Here is a 687-nt window from a genome sequence, read left to right as displayed (position 1 = left end):
CGCGCTGTTGATAAAGTCCAAAGCCGCCTGCAAGACGGCCTGGCCTTCCTCGCAACGGTTGGTTCCACAGCACCATTCGTTGGTCTGTTCGGTACAGTATGGGGTATTTACCATGCGCTGACAGCGATTGGTATGTCCGGTCAGGCATCGATCGACAAAGTCGCCGGCCCTGTTGGTGAAGCGCTGATCATGACCGCGATTGGTCTGGCGGTCGCTGTTCCTGCTGTTCTCGGTTACAACTTCCTGGTCCGCCGCAACAAGAGCGCCATGGAAGAAGTCCGTGCGTTCTCCGCTGATCTGCACTCCGTCGTCCTGTCCGGCAATATGGGCAAGACAGCAGCAAAGAAATGAAGTACTGATGAAGCTACTGCGCGACGCGATTTTTAGTCTGCTGTTTTGTAAGTTCGTCGTCGTACCGAAGTACGACTGCGCTTCTTAACTAAAACTAGCGCCGCTCGCTACGCTTCCTCAGCATTTCACACGGCTACTTTGTATGGTTAAAAAAACCAAGACCCTTAACCATAGAGGCACAGAGACACAGAGGAAAAACATAGAGAAAATCTGGGATGACTTGCAAGTAACTGCAAACAAGCTTTCTCCTGCCTTTCTCTGTGTCTCAGTGCCTCTGTGGTGAGGGGTCTTTGGTATTCAGTAATTTTAAAGAGAACACATTATGGCAATGGCAAT

General features: G+C 50.7%; 1 protein-coding gene. It reads left to right on the top strand.

The features are described from left to right. On the top strand, positions 1-351 hold a 351-nt coding region (locus ACO0LG_RS29520; RefSeq protein WP_423032186.1), incomplete at its 5' end, for a MotA/TolQ/ExbB proton channel family protein. Positions 352-687: the final 336 nt, after the last annotated feature.

The organism is Undibacterium sp. Ji42W (genome assembly GCF_049340405.1).
Classification (GTDB): Bacteria; Pseudomonadota; Gammaproteobacteria; order Burkholderiales; family Burkholderiaceae_D; genus Undibacterium.
The sequence above is the reverse complement of the archived record's forward strand: the minus strand, read 5'-3'. Positions and strand labels throughout refer to the sequence as shown.